This window comes from Fervidobacterium islandicum (assembly GCF_000767275.3).
Classification (GTDB): domain Bacteria; phylum Thermotogota; class Thermotogae; order Thermotogales; family Fervidobacteriaceae; genus Fervidobacterium; species Fervidobacterium islandicum.
On sequence record NZ_CP014334.2, the window covers coordinates 626,040 to 639,840 of the forward strand.

Below are 13,801 nucleotides of genomic sequence, written 5' to 3' on the forward strand. Positions count from 1 at the left end.
ATATACTATGAGCAGTAATGGGGGTACTGGGGATAGGTGGGAGCTGTCTCTATACTGTTGTGTGCACGCCACGGGCGTGCACACGTTTGTTTTTTACACAGGCCACCTGCTCAGCTTATTAACCCGGTAAAACAGAAATGTACTTAGAACCATCGTCTGGAAACACCGTCGCGACGCGTTCTAAATTATACTTCTTTCTAACCAGTACACTTGCAATCAAATTAGCTGCGGCCGAGATACCTGCGAATATACCTTCTTTCCATAACCTAGTTGTCCATTCGATAGCTTCCTGGTCATCTACTTGAACTATTTCATCGATGATTCCGATGTCCAATATTTTCGGTACAAAACCCGCACCAATTCCCTGTATCTTGTGTTTTCTAGCTGTTCCACCACTTACAACAGGTGATTGTTTCGGTTCCACTCCGATGATTTTGATATCAGAACGAAAACTTTTGAGAAATTTTCCAACACCTGTTATCGTTCCACCAGTTCCGATTCCTGCAACAAACGCATCCAGTTGATAATTCATTTGAGTTAGTAACTCTGGACCCGTGGTTAAAAAGTGAGCTTTAACGTTTTCCGGGTTCTCGAACTGGTTTGGTATAAAAGCAGATTTGGAGGAAACGATTTCTCTGGCTTTTTCAATAGCCTTCGTCATATCTTCAGTTAACACAACGTCCGCTCCCAAACTTGTCAAAAGCTGGCGACGCTCGATGGAAACAGTTTCAGGCATGGTAATTATCACTTTTATCCCGAGCTTTGCACCGATCCAAGCAAGTGCAATTCCCGTATTACCGCTTGTCGGTTCGACGATAACAGTATCAGAATTTATCAATCCGTCCTGTAAGGCCCTTAATACCATAAAATACACAGGTCTATCTTTAATGCTTCCAGTTGGATTATTCCTTTCAAGCTTAGCGTACACTGAGTATTTTTCAAGGTACACAAGAGGTGTCTGTCCAATCATTACATTCCGAATTGCGGTTATATTTTTAGAGATTGTCTGGTTAAGAGAAGACGTATTCATTGCTTAGCAACCTCCAAATTTACTAATTCTTCTGGACAAAGGTCATCAGACCTTTCAGATTTTTCTTTTTTATCAGTATACGAAGAAAAAGAGACACTTAGTTTCTCATCATCGCGATAATTTTTATTCACTATTCGCGCTGGAATACCTACGGCAGTGGCATTATCGGGGATATCGGAAATAACAACGCTGTTTGCACCAATTTTTGCATTATCACCGATGTTCACAGGGCCAAGCACTTTTGCTCCCGCTCCTATGATCACGTTCTTTCCAACAGTTGGATGCCGTTTGCCTTTGGTTATGTACTTTGCACCGAGTGTAACGCCGTGGTATAGCACTGTGCCACTACCAACTATAGCCGTGGAGCCAACGACAACACCCGCACCGTGGTCTATCACAACACCTGGTTCCAAAACAGCTGCCGGATGAATATCAACGGTGTACAACACGCGGTTAATGTGGTATATAAAATAGGCTATGAATTTAAAACCAGATACGTAAAAGGCATGCGAGAGTCTGTAAAGCTTTAGCGACCTGAATCCAGCATGAAAACGGTACTGATAAGAAACTTCAAAAGAAGGATCTAAGCGCTTGAGGTATTCTTTATCCAGTTTAATTGCTCTATACATGTTTCTTAGCTCTTTGAAAAGCCTTCTAAGATTTTCCAAAAAACGCACCCCATTCATCATCACTCCCTATACATATGAAGTCACTTACTTAGGTAAGACTAATTTCAGTGTACCACAATCGATTAGAATTGTCAAATACAGAATTAAGTCGCAAGTGTCTTAGAAAATTCACAAAAGTATAACAGAAAAGCTTACTTGAAATCGTTTCATATTCGTGGTAAAATAAACTTGGACTTTGTAAAATTTTATACCGATAACGGGAGGCGGCTGAATGGTACAGATTGATACGAGAAGCGAAATACGCGAATTGTTGAAAGAAAAGGGAGTAAAACCAACGGTTCACAGAGTGGAGATCCTAGAGTATCTCCGTAATACGTATTCACATCCGTCTGCGGACGAAATTTACGAGCATTTTGTAAGAGAGCAGAAATTATCAGTTCTTTCAAGGGCGACTGTTTACAATACTCTTAGAGCCTTAGCAGATGCTGGTTTAGTTAAGGTTATTATCACTCCTGATGCCATCAGGTACGACTTTGTTAGAGAAAATCATCACCACTTTTATTGCACAAAGTGTAAGAAAATATACGATATTGAGCTTAACGTTGAACTGCCCAACATTTCGAATATCGATGGGCACGAAGTGCACAATGTCCAGCTTACTTTGGTCGGTATTTGTAAGAACTGTTTGGGTCATTAATGCAATGAATAAGAGCGAGTGGCAGCTCCCTTTCTCCTTAATATGAAAAAAGGGAGCTGTTTACTAAATTTCAAGGGGAGGTGTGAACATGAGGGATATGACGAAAAAGTTCTTGGAAGATGCTTTTGCAGGCGAGTCTATGGCACACATGAAGTATTTGATCTTTGCCGATGAGGCCGAGAAGTCCGGTTTAAAGAAATTAGCAAACCTTTTTAAGGCTATTGCTTATGCAGAGTTTGTGCACGCAAGAAACCACTTTAAGGCGCTCAAGAAGTTGGGGGATAATCCAGCAAATATTCAATCTTGTATAGCCGGTGAAACGTTCGAGGTAGAAGAAATGTATCCCGTTTACAACGAAACAGCTAAACTGCAGGGGGAAAAGGAAGCTCAAATCAGTACTCACTACGCTCTTGAAGCGGAAAAGATTCACGCAGAAATGTATAAGAAGGCGCTTAATCTTGTGAATGAAGGAAAAGATTACGAGGCTGAGAAGATTTACATCTGTTCAGTCTGCGGTTATACGACGGAAGATGAAGCACCTGAAAAATGTCCTGTGTGCGGAGCTCCTAAGTCCGCTTTTGTTGAATTCTAATTTTCTTGCTTACGGAAGCTTAAGAGACTGAGAGAGGAGGGAGAAAATGATAGGTGATTTTGTAAAATCTGGTGATTTTAAAGGAGAAAAGCACGTTCCAGTTATTTGCGCTCCGGAAAAAGTTAAAAAGGGTGAGTGGTTTGAGGTAGAAGTATCTGTTGGAAAAGAGATTCCGCATCCAAACACAGTGGAACACCATATCGCATGGATCGAACTCTACGCTATGCCGGAAGGTGCACCGTACATCCTTAGAATAGGACGCTACGACTTTTCACCTACACTTGAGGAACCTTTTGTGAAGGTAAAAATAAAACTTGAAAAGACTTCAAAACTTATAGCTCTCTCATACTGTAACATCCATGGTCTTTGGGAAGGTTCAGCTGACGTTGTTGTAGAAGAATAAAATTATTTCTTTATCACAAAGGCCCCCGACTCGGGGGCCTTTTTGTGTTATTTTAAGAAGCTTGTAAGAAAGGTGAGCACAGGTGAAACCAAAAGTGCAGGTAGGTAATTTCCAACTTTCGGATCCTTTATTTCCAATATTCTCAAGCCAATCCCAAAAACCATTAATCCACCTACGGCAACCAAGTCATTCAAGTAAACAGGCGATGTTAAGAACGTGAGTAAACTAGCAAAGAGAGTAATACCGCCTTGTATGACCAAAACACTCAATGCCGAAAGCATAACCCCTAAACCGTAAGTTGAAGAGAGCACTATTGATGAAATAAAATCGAGCAACGATTTGGTGTATATGATATTTCCATCCCCATTTAATCCTGCCGTTATTGAACCTACAATGGTCATAGGTCCAACAAGAAAAAGCAGAGATGACGTTACAAACCCTGTTGAGAAGTCCCCTTCCTTGATGTTGTCACCAATGGCTTTCAGTTTTCCTTCCAAATCAAAAAACTCTCCAATCACACCACCAACAACCATTGAAAACAACACAATAAGAAAGTTATTAGCTCCAAGAATCATCTTTAAACCTATACCGATTGTAGAAAGCCCTACGGCAGCAAAAAGTACCCTTCGAAATCTTTCGGATATTCCTTTTCTGAAAAGGAAACCTATTGAACTTCCAAAAACCACAGCGACCGAGTTAACAATCGCAGGAAGAAGGTACGACAGGTTTCTCATAGTATCCCCCTTTCGTAGGTTAATAAATATGTGGAGAATGACGTTCCACTAAGTGATCTCCGTCAGAACGGCAAATAAACAGCAAAGTTTATAAAACTCTCAGGTTTATCAAACAACTTTTTACCACCAGCTTCTAACAAAAATAATAAATTTTCAGCACCAGAAACTTTGAATGTATACCCCACAGAAAAGTTAACAAATAATGGGGAAGCGTATTTCATATAAAAACCCGGAGAAATGTACAGACCCTGCAATTGTTTAGAGGACAATCTCAGTCCAAAAGTAAGCTGATTTATACCTATATTGGCGTAAAGGTGCGAATACGTATCCGTCGATGCTCTCAACTCCACGCCCACGAAGTTATCTGTACTCAAGAAAACAAATAGCTTTGTCGTAGCACTACTTGCGAAGACGGGACCACAAATGAAGAGTATGAAGATTACTGAGATGAGAAAACCTTTGGTAATTTTCCTTTCCATCGATGTTGTCATCTTTTCCACCTCCATGTCAACTAATCAAAAATTTCGATTAGACCCTTATAAAGCATTTCGTGCAATCTTCTATCGGTTGCTTTAGGGAGTATCATGTATCTGCTTGGCTCCACAGTTTTTGATATGATTTCAGCCGCTTTCAAGAGTATGGTATGTGTAATCTTTCTTTGTTTTTCTACTGCAGCTCGCATAATTCCTGGAAATGCAAGGAGATTATTCACCTGATTTGGAAAATCAGATCTACCTGTTGCAACAATGAACGCACCGTTTTCATAAGCTGTATCAGGCATTATCTCTGGTGTCGGATTTGCTAAGGCAAATATTACGGGATTCTTTGCCATTTGTTTAATATCCTCACCTGTCAGTAGATTACCTTTCGAAACCCCAATAAAGACATCTGCGTCTTTTAAACACTCTTTGAGCGTTGCACTTATATTCTTTGGATTAGTTAACCTGGATATTTCTAGATGATACTCGTGTAAAGCTGTGGATTCATTCAGTAATCCGTACACGTCACAAGGATATACGTTCTTCGCACCGTATTCTAGAAGTAGTTTGGTGATATTATACCCTGCAGCACCGATTCCATTCACCACTATCTTTACATCGGATATTCTCTTACCAGCCAATTTTAGTGCATTTTGCAATCCCGCAAGTACAACTACAGCTGTCCCTTGTTGATCATCGTGGAATACGGGGATTGAAGTTTCACTATCCAAATGTTTCAGTATCTCAAAGCATCTTGGTGCGGAAATGTCTTCTAAATTTATCCCGCCAAACGAAGGTTCAAGTGCTTTTACAATGCTTATTATTTCTTCCGTATTCTGAGTACCAAGACATACTGGAAATGCATCCAAGTTTCCGAATTCCTTGAAAAGCATCGCCTTTCCTTCCATGACCGGTAGTGCACCATATGGTCCTATATTACCCAATCCAAGAACGGCGCTTCCGTCACTTACAACTGCTATTACATGTTTCCGCCTAGTATATATGAAGGCATTACTTGGCTCTTTTGCACACTCCAATGCGACTTCTGCAACTCCTGGTGTATAAAGGTATTTCAGATTTTCTTCTGTAACTTCCAAGGGTATGGTTATCTTGTACTTTCCTTGCAGTAATTTGTGAATATCCAACGGTCTCATCGACGGCACCTCCAGGTTAGTGATCAGAAATTATAGTGCATGACAGAATATCTAGCATATTTTATCTTAATTTTACAATGTTTCCACATTATGTCGCACAAGTTTGCTTTAAGATATGTTATAATTTTTTTGGAAATGGTTTCAAAGAACTTATGAAAACGGCTCAAGAGGAGTGGTTGATATTACGTTGGTTATCAATAAAATATTGGCCTTGGCAGGCGTACTGGTATCTGTTGTTAATTTTGCGTATGTTTTGGATAGAAAGGTTTATAAGATTTCGAAGGTTGCTCTATATATCGCTGTTTATCTGCTACTGTTTAGTGTTATAGAATTTTTCAAGTATGAGGTGTCAGATATTCTATCTCTGGAAAAAGTTCAGCACATATTGCTGCTTTTTCTTCCTGTTGCTTTGTTTTCCTTTACTCTCGACCTGTCTGGCTTTAAAAAATCAGATAGGAAAATGGCAATTATATATTCTGTACCAACATTCTATCTAATTTTAGCATTTACTAACCGATTTCACAAGTTAATTTGGAGTGGCAAGGTAAAAACTTGGTTTTACGGCTCCGAAAAGTTTAGACCCGACGGTACGTTTGTACATTGGATATACTTTACTTTTGCGTTGTTCATACTCATGCTGGCTGCAGGACAAATAATCAAAAGTAAAAAGATCGACAAACAGACGAAGAAATTTGTCGTTTTAGCGTTCGTTTTTGGCATATCTGGTGCCATTGCGGTATATCTTATGAATTTCAACTACACACTGCTTTCTTTCATCTTATCGCATACAATAATGTTTTTAAATCTCTTGACCATAAACTACGTATGGCGAAGGATTTTGCTTTCAGCAAGGTTTAAGGCATACGAACACTCCAAAGATGGATATATTGTGGTTGATAGCGTTAACGAACGTGTTCTTGATATGAACGAAGCTGCCGCAAAACTTCTTGGTTTGGAGAGGGAGGCTACAATTGGTAGAGTAGAAGAAAAGATGAGAAATTTAATTAAGAAAAACGGGGAGGTAATTTCCGAAAATAACAAGTTCCTTAGTATTTCCACAACCGACTTCGAAAAAGATGGTACAGTGCTTGTTATTGTAAAGGATATAACCAGTGAAATGGTTTCAAAGAGGAACATTGAAAAAACTCAAGCATTCTTCAAAACACTTTTCGAGAACATTCCTGATGGTGCTGTGATATTGGACAAAGATGGGATAGTCAAAGAGTGCAACAACCAATTTCTCACCATGTTTGGTTATACCAAGGAAGAAGTTCTTGCGAAACCTATAGACGAATTAATATTGCCAAGAGATTTGGAAACAGAGTCTGATAAACTTAGGAAGTTAGCTCTTGAGCAAAACTTCTTAAGAGTTGAAACGACAAGGCGAAGAAAAGACGGCACGCTGGTTGATGTGAGGATTACGGTCTCTGCAATTGAAAATGATGAAGAAGTGCTTATATACGCAATATACACGGATATCACTGCTGAAAGGGAAGCTATGAACATTGCAAGGAATATTTTGCAAAGAGACACACTAACAGGACTATATTCAAGACACTATTTCATAAGAAAGCTATCCTCAACGATTGAGTTCTCTTCTATAGATGACTACAACGCAGTTATCGCCATAGATATTAGGGATTTCTCCTTGTTCAACAGTACCAGGGGCCATAGCTTTGGGGATGAATTGCTAAGAGAAATTGCAAAAAGATTAAAACAGGTTCTTCGAGAGGGAGACACTATAGGAAGACCTTATGCAGATGAGTTTTGGATTTTGCTCGAAAAAGTTGGAAAAGACTACAAACAAGCAAGGGCAACTGTTGCGAACATCGTGGGAAAGCTTGAAGGAGAATTAAGAAAATTCTACAACGTAAACGGTGAAATCGTGGAGATAAAGTTTTCAACAGGGATACACATCTTTAGCTCGATGGACAATGCGGAAGACGTATTGAGAAAGCTAAACCTTGCACTTTCACGAGCAAAGTCGTCAAGAGATGGTACAGTCTATTACAATGCCCTTATTGACAACGAACTCCAAGAATTGGCAGCGAAGGAGCGGGCACTAAAAGAAGCTGTCTACAATGGCGAGCTGAAGATCTTCTTGCAACCTATTTGTAACTCTTATTCAGAAATAGTTGGAGCAGAGGCGCTCCTACGCTGGTTTCGAAAAGATGGCTCCGTAGTCCCACCACTGGACTTTATAAGAGTTATAGAAGAAAATGGGATGATAATACCTGTTGGTGAAGAGGTGCTAAGGCAAGTCTGTGAGTTCATAGCTAATAACGACGATTCTATAGCATTTGTCGATGTAAATGTTAGCCCAGTTCAGTTAAGACATCCAAATATGGCTGAACGGTTCATTGAAATCATTTCGGCTTATGCGATAAAACCCAAAAAGATAGTTATTGAATTTACAGAAAACATACTTATCGACATGAACCAAACAGTGAGAAGCAATATTGAGAAGCTCTTGAACTTTGGTTGCCAACTGTGCATAGACGACTTCGGAACGGGCTATTCTTCACTATCATACTTAACAGTGCTACCCTTGAAAAAGATAAAAATTGACAGGTCTTTTGTATCGCGAATACCGGATGATTCACGCTCAGTGAAAATACTAGAGGCAGTCTATAACATAGCAAGGTCATTCAACTTAGATGCGATTCCTGAAGGAGTAGAAAATGAAAAGCAGCTCGAAATATTGACGATGATCGGTTACAAGTTGTTCCAAGGTTACTACTTTGGTAAACCTATGTCTGTTGATGATTTTACCAAGGTTTTACACGAAAGGTCTAAATTTACGAAAAATTAATACTCTGTACTAATTGCTACAATACGTTTTTCACTTAATCCCACCTCAGAGGTGTATAATTGTCTCTGAGGTGATTTTTTTGCTTTACACGTTCTTCAACTACAAAGAAGTGGAGTTATTTGAACGGAAAATAGATTCGGAAGTACCTGACGTGATTAAATATTTCGATATTTCGGTAGTAATTGATGTACTACGTGCAACTTCTACGATAATTACTGCCTTATCGAATGGTGCAACATGTGTTATACCGGTTTCAGATATCGCGCAAGCCTTGAGTCTGAAGTATTATAACCCAGGTTATCTTCTGGGTGGTGAACGAGGAGGACAGAAGATTGAAGGTTTCGATTTGGGGAATTCTCCTTTCGAGTACGATGAAAAAACTGTAAAGGAAAAAACTGTTATTCTGACTACAACAAACGGAACTAGTTCTATACTCAGTGCTTCAAGGATAGCTCAGAAAGTTCTATTAGCTTCTTTCCTCAATTTAAGTTCGGTGGTCAACATGCTCAGCGGTTACGACGCTTATACAAATATTGCGATTATTTGTGCTGGGAACAACGGTGAAGCATCTTACGAAGACATCCAAGTTGCAGGAGCGATTATTTTTGGAATTGTTAGAAAACGTTCTCACCGGTTGTCAGATAGCTCCATTATAGCGTTAAAACTCTGGGAATCACTGAAACGTCCAGATTTTTCAGGAGAGCACGCACACAGGTTGCGAGAACTGGGCTTTGAGAAAGATTTGGAATTCTGTCAGATGATAGATCATTTTCGATTAATAGCCAAGTTCGAAAATGGAAAAATAGTCAAAATAGGATAATAAAATTGTTGGACGAGGTGAAAAGGATGTTAGAGCTGGTTGATATATCCTACAGAACTAATGAAAAAGAGATACTAAGTGATGTGACTATGAAGTTTTTACCAGGTTATAAATACGCAGTAATTGGAACAAACGGTGCAGGAAAGAGCACGATAGGATACGTTATAATGGGGCTGAGTTCGTACAAACCCTACAAAGGGAAAATCATGCTTGACGGCAAGGACATTACCAGTTTAACAGTAACAGAAAGAGCCAAGCTTGGAATTACCTTAATGTGGCAAGAGCCTGCAAGATTTGAGGGAATGACCATAGAAAGTTACTTGACATTAGGTGGGAAACTCGCACTCCAAAAAAACGAGGTTATCGAGGCAATGGAGTTCGTAGGGCTCAATCCCAATCTTTATCTTAAAAGGTTTGTTGACAAAACGCTGAGTGGTGGAGAAAGAAAGCGCGTAGAGTTGGCATCAATAATATTGCTAAAACCAAGATACGCGATATTAGACGAACCGGATTCCGGGATCGACTTGATGAGCTTGAACATAATCAACGATGTTGTTAATTACATCGCGCAATATGGTGGAACACCAATTATAATAACACACAGAGAAGAGATGGCTTACAACACAGACTACGGTTATCTAATATGCGCTGGCAAGGTTTTAATGCACGGTAAAACAGAAAATGTCTTAAACGCATTCCGAAATACCTGTGAAGCTTGTACACATCCGAATATTCCTCAAAATAACGAACTCGGGAAATAGGGAGATGAAAGTATGGATGTGAAAAAGGAATTTGAGGCAATTGTTAAAACAGCGGAAAAACTTGGAACTGATGCTTCGAACTTTATGGATAAAAGGATAGCTTCAATCATAATAAGCGGTAACCGTGTAATAGGTCTTAACAACGTCCCAGGTTTGAAATTAGTTCCCACAACAATGCAAGATGGTGTCCAGGTCGATATGGAAATAGAGGAGAATGTCCAAATTCCGTTTCCTATTCATGTTTGCACAGGCTATTTAGAAAAGAAGGGCTACCAGCGTGTTGTGTTCAACATAAGAGTGAAGAAAAACGCCAAGGTTAAATTCACCGCTCACTGCGTTTTTCCGCAAGCTGAGGAATTCACACACGAAGCCGTTTCCAACGTAGTTGTCGAAGAAGGAGCCATCATGGAATATAACGATGAACATTACCATAGTGATGCGGGGACAATAACGCTTAAGACAACAACTAATGCTGTAGTTGAAAATGGTGGAGTATACAGGAATACGTTCCACCTTACAAAGACAAGAGTCGGAAGACTGGAAGTGAAAATGAACCTAACCTTAAAAGAAAATGCCGTAGGTGAACTTGTCAGCAAAGTAAAAGCTTCCAAGAATGATGAAGTGGACATAAACGAAGTAGTTTATCTAAATGGAGAAAGAGCGAGGGGCCTTGCCAAGACTGTTGTTGTCGGACTTGATGAATCTAAAGTAAATGTTCTAAACGAAGCTTACGGCAACGCACCTTATTCCAGAGCTCACATCTCTTGTGAGGAAATTACAAAAGGCGAAAAAGTTGTGGTATCAACTACCCCTATTCTAAAAATAACAAATGACCTTGCAGAGTTGACCCATGAAGCTTCGATAGGCCGTGTAAGTGAGAAGCAACTTGAAACACTTATGGCAAAAGGATTGACAGAAGATGAAGCTACTGAGCTGATTATTAAGGGCCTTCTTATGTGATTTTTCTATCTTCATCGTCCGACGGGTGATATGGATGATAGCAACGATAATCACGATTCATCTGTTTTTCGCTACCGTGTATCTTGTTATAAAAGAGCCTGAAGTTGTTTTTAGAAACAAGAGAGTAGTTTTAGACTACGCAAGAGTATCCTTAGGAGTACTTGGATTGTTGATAGCCTCAGGCATTGCGTCGTTAACGACCATAAAGACAGCTATAATGCCGCAGATGAATATAGTTCCCTGGCAGATACTGATAATATTCTTTGGTTCGGCTTACATATGTGGTTCTCTCGATGCTTCCGGAGTCCTTAAGCTCATTGCGTACAGATTTGCAAGCGTTTCCAAGACGGGGAAAAAGCTGTTTGTAAATCTCGTCCTTATTGCTGGTGTACTTACGATCTTTACATCTAACGATATCGTGACTTTGACACTTACGCCTATTATCGTTTACATAAGCCAGTACGCAGGAATTAATCCGATACCGTATTTGATTTCTGTCTTCTTTGCATCAAATACTTGGAGTATGTTCTTTTACATCGGCAATCCAACAAATGTCATAGTGGCTCAGGCTTATTCACTTAAATTCAACCAATACACCAAGCTGATGTTCCTTCCAACAATTGTAGCCATAATCACATCATTTTTTGGTTTTTATTTCAAGTACAGAAATGTGTTGCCAAAAGAAATCAATGTTGTACTCGGCCCTAGGAACACCGAGAAGGGTGGAGTGGAACTGCAAGATTCAATCAAAGACAAACGATACGCATTCCTGTCGAGTGGTTTTTTTGTGTTATTCTTTATCACAATAGCGATAGGTGATTTGATTGGTCTACAACTTTGGAAGGCAATTTTGATATTTTCAGGGATATATCTTCTTCTGAATACGGCCTTCTCAGATGTACTTTCTGAAAGAGATGAAGTCGTAGTTGAAGTCGGAAGGTTTGATTACAACCTTACTTTCTTAGTTGATACATTAAGACGAGTCCCTTGGAAGATGCTACCGATGGTGTTAACGTTCTTTGTATTTGTGCATATTTTTACAAGGTTTGGAATAACGAAATACGTAGGCTCGCTTTTTAACTTCAAAAACGAACTAGTTGGCACCGTATTGACGACGTTTATTACAGCTTTCGCTGCGAACGTGATGATAAACCAGCCAATGACTATATTCTTTGCGCAAGCATTACACAAAAAGCCAATAAACTACGCTATGAGCCTTGTTGTTGGTTCAAACATAGGTGGAAACATAACACTCATAGGTGCGTTGGCAGGTATCATGTGGTCAAGGATACTGAAACTATACGGTATAGAAATGAACAACAAAATATTTGTGAAAGAAACTTTCTTTGTTGCTGTGCTCACATTATTCACAACAAGCATAGCGATCTATTTGGTCTATGCTCTTTCGCGTTCTTAATATTATGTAGATTCGGCATAATTGGTGGAAAGAGGTGATACAAACTATGTACACATACACCGAACATGGAAAAGCTGTGGTCATTAAGATTGGTGGATCTATCGATATACAAAATGCGCAAAGTTTTAAGGACTGGGTTATCTCTGAATTCTTAGAGAATGGAAAAAAGTACGTAATACTGGATATGACACACGCCACGAATATTGACAGCTATGGTTTAGGTATTCTTGTCGGTATTTATAAAAGATTGGTTTTACAGGACGGATATCTAAAGATTGTTGCCCCCAACAAGAATATTCGAACATTATTCGAGGTAACTGGTCTAGATAGAATCATAAGAATCTACGAGACAGTCAGTAATGCCATTAAAGATGAATAATCAAAGTTAAAGAAGAAGGTTAGGGAGGTATTGGTATGTTCAACGTTTTTGTGCTGTTTTTGGAGTACATGCTTTCAACCTTGATTATTCTTTTGGCACTTCGGTTTATGAAAAGAGAAGGAGCTTACGTAGCTCTAGCCACGCTTATCATAGCATCGAACCTTGGTGTTGCGAAGCTATTCAAATTATTCGGTCTTGAAGTAACTGCTGCCAACATGAGCATGGGCATGGCATTCGTTATCTATTCTATTTTGACAGAAGTTTATGGTAAAGAAGAGGGAAGAAAAGCTGTTTGGACTGGATTTTTTGCGCAACTTGCCTTTGTTTTACTTGGCCTCGTCTATACAAGCTATGTTCCATCTAAAAACGACTTTGCACAGAGCTATCTATCACAAGTCTTTGCTTTGACTCCCAGAATAGCATTTGCAAGTTGGACCGCTTTTATACTCTCCGGTTACACGGCAGTCTGGATACATCACGCTCTTAAAGGAAAAACAAAACTCTGGGTGAGAAATAACGCTGCAACAAAGATAGGACAAATTGTCGATAACCTCATATTTGTGACAATTGCATTCCTTGGACTTGTTGATTTTAAGACGTACCTGCAAATTTTTCTAACAACCAGTGTTGTGGAATTCGCACTTGACTATGTCGATACCTGGGTCGTGTACCTTGGAGTTAATTTTTTGAAAGAAGACGATAGAAATTTTGAAGTGGCAAAGCTTTAACAAGATGCAAAATCAAACAAAATTTCGTGGACTTTTTGTTGGTCTGGTCTTGAGATATGATGAAAACGAAATTACTTAAATATTCGAATTAAAACGAGGGCAAAGCCCCTCGTTCTTTTTTTCTAAATGAACGAACGTTATGATAGAATTATCTGTGTAGAACTTAGTGGACTCGGAGTTACTATTTCTTTAATGTATAAGGAGTC

15 protein-coding genes are annotated in these 13,801 nt (G+C 39.3%); 10 read left to right on the top strand and 5 right to left on the bottom strand.

Annotated elements, in window-relative coordinates; translation table 11 throughout:
• Positions 1–118: 118 nt before the first annotated feature.
• Both NA23_RS02925 and epsC read right to left on the bottom strand, forming a co-directional pair.
• The gene (locus NA23_RS02925; protein ID WP_236938504.1) at positions 119–1,030 is read right to left on the bottom strand and encodes a PLP-dependent cysteine synthase family protein; all 912 of its coding nucleotides are present in this window, start codon (positions 1,028–1,030) and stop codon (positions 119–121) included.
• On the bottom strand, positions 1,027–1,707 hold the full coding sequence (gene epsC / locus NA23_RS02930; protein WP_407918643.1) for a serine O-acetyltransferase EpsC: 681 nt from the start codon (positions 1,705–1,707) through the stop codon (positions 1,027–1,029). Before epsC ends, NA23_RS02925 begins: the two co-directional genes overlap by 4 nt.
• Positions 1,708–1,930: 223 nt before the next feature.
• Here epsC and NA23_RS02935 point away from each other — a divergent pair, with 223 nt between their 5' ends.
• From NA23_RS02935 to NA23_RS02945, 3 genes are all read left to right on the top strand, one after another.
• Positions 1,931–2,356, top strand: a complete 426-nt coding sequence (locus NA23_RS02935; RefSeq protein WP_033191166.1) for a Fur family transcriptional regulator — start codon at positions 1,931–1,933, stop codon at positions 2,354–2,356.
• Between the two features lie 88 nt (positions 2,357–2,444).
• Positions 2,445–2,948 carry a rubrerythrin family protein gene (locus NA23_RS02940; protein ID WP_033191165.1) on the top strand — a complete coding sequence of 168 codons (504 nt, stop codon included), beginning with the start codon at positions 2,445–2,447 and terminating at the stop codon, positions 2,946–2,948.
• A gap of 46 nt (positions 2,949–2,994) precedes the next feature.
• On the top strand, positions 2,995–3,351 hold the full coding sequence (locus NA23_RS02945) for a class II SORL domain-containing protein (protein ID WP_033191164.1): 357 nt from the start codon (positions 2,995–2,997) through the stop codon (positions 3,349–3,351).
• Between the two features lie 47 nt (positions 3,352–3,398).
• Here NA23_RS02945 and NA23_RS02950 read toward each other — a convergent pair whose 3' ends face one another.
• The 3 genes from NA23_RS02950 to NA23_RS02960 all read right to left on the bottom strand — a co-directional run bounded on the left by NA23_RS02950 (position 3,399) and on the right by NA23_RS02960 (position 5,718).
• A complete protein-coding gene (locus NA23_RS02950; protein WP_033191163.1) occupies positions 3,399–4,085 on the bottom strand; it encodes a DUF554 domain-containing protein in 687 nt (228 codons plus the stop codon).
• A gap of 62 nt (positions 4,086–4,147) precedes the next feature.
• Positions 4,148–4,576: a hypothetical protein gene (locus NA23_RS02955; protein WP_033191162.1), complete on the bottom strand. Its 429-nt coding sequence runs from the start codon at positions 4,574–4,576 to the stop codon at positions 4,148–4,150.
• A 20-nt stretch (positions 4,577–4,596) separates the two neighbouring features.
• Entirely contained in the window at positions 4,597–5,718 is a 1,122-nt protein-coding gene (locus NA23_RS02960; protein WP_033191161.1) for an NAD(P)-dependent malic enzyme, read from the bottom strand.
• Positions 5,719–5,905: 187 nt separating this feature from the next.
• Between NA23_RS02960 and NA23_RS02965 the strand changes: the two genes are divergently transcribed.
• From NA23_RS02965 to NA23_RS02995, 7 genes are all read left to right on the top strand, one after another.
• The gene (locus NA23_RS02965; protein ID WP_203225732.1) at positions 5,906–8,530 is read left to right on the top strand and encodes an EAL domain-containing protein; all 2,625 of its coding nucleotides are present in this window, start codon (positions 5,906–5,908) and stop codon (positions 8,528–8,530) included.
• A gap of 79 nt (positions 8,531–8,609) precedes the next feature.
• Entirely contained in the window at positions 8,610–9,350 is a 741-nt protein-coding gene (locus tag NA23_RS02970) for a 2-phosphosulfolactate phosphatase (RefSeq protein ID WP_062946212.1), read from the top strand.
• Positions 9,351–9,376: 26 nt separating this feature from the next.
• Complete coding sequence (locus tag NA23_RS02975; RefSeq protein WP_033191159.1) at positions 9,377–10,111, top strand: ATP-binding cassette domain-containing protein; 735 nt, start codon at positions 9,377–9,379, stop codon at positions 10,109–10,111.
• 12 nt (positions 10,112–10,123) lie between these two features.
• Positions 10,124–11,071 (top strand): SufB/SufD family protein, encoded by a 948-nt coding sequence (locus NA23_RS02980; protein WP_033191158.1) that lies wholly within the window; start codon positions 10,124–10,126, stop codon positions 11,069–11,071.
• A gap of 34 nt (positions 11,072–11,105) precedes the next feature.
• Complete coding sequence (locus tag NA23_RS02985) at positions 11,106–12,488, top strand: ArsB/NhaD family transporter (protein WP_033191157.1); 1,383 nt, start codon at positions 11,106–11,108, stop codon at positions 12,486–12,488.
• A gap of 46 nt (positions 12,489–12,534) precedes the next feature.
• Positions 12,535–12,867, top strand: a complete 333-nt coding sequence (locus tag NA23_RS02990) for an STAS domain-containing protein (protein ID WP_033191156.1) — start codon at positions 12,535–12,537, stop codon at positions 12,865–12,867.
• Positions 12,868–12,902: 35 nt separating this feature from the next.
• Complete coding sequence (locus tag NA23_RS02995) at positions 12,903–13,595, top strand: queuosine precursor transporter (RefSeq protein ID WP_033191155.1); 693 nt, start codon at positions 12,903–12,905, stop codon at positions 13,593–13,595.
• Positions 13,596–13,801: the final 206 nt, after the last annotated feature.